We start from the raw sequence: 454 nt of genomic DNA on the forward strand, positions 1-454 counted from the left end.
GGCTGGAAGTCGTTGGGGAACGCCACGCCCCTGCCCTGTGCCTGGGCCTCCCGCAGGGCCTCGAGTTTTTCGCGGCGCTCGGCGATGAGTTGGTTGTCGTCGAGGGAAGGGGCCGGGGAGGTAGGTTGGTTTTCAGACATGGAGGTCCGCAGGCAGGCGCGGTGGGAGAAAAGACGGAACGGACAAAAAGGGGGGATTTTAAGTTTGGCCGCCCCGTTTGCCCAAACCCGCCATCCACAGGGCCCAGGCGAGCAGTGCCGCGGCCGATGCCGCGCCCAGGCACCAGGCGTGCGCCACCGCCGCGATCGGCGCGCCCGGCCACCAGGCCGGCAGCGCCAGCAGGGCCCACTGCAGCAGTGCCACGGCAATGGCGGTGCGCGAGAACGCCGTCGCCCGGCCCTGCTGGAAGGGCAGGTGGCTGCAGGCGGCGTGCACGCAGGCCGACGCCTGCCAG

Annotated in this window: 1 protein-coding gene; it reads right to left on the reverse strand. The window is 70.7% G+C overall.

From position 1 onward, the window contains the following. Positions 1 to 198: 198 nt before the first annotated feature. The coding region (locus E4T88_RS18055; RefSeq protein ID WP_221411819.1) for a hypothetical protein at positions 199 to 454 on the reverse strand (256 nt) is incomplete at its 5' end.

The organism is Dysgonomonas mossii, from assembly GCF_004569505.1.
Taxonomy (GTDB): domain Bacteria; phylum Bacteroidota; class Bacteroidia; order Bacteroidales; family Dysgonomonadaceae; genus Dysgonomonas.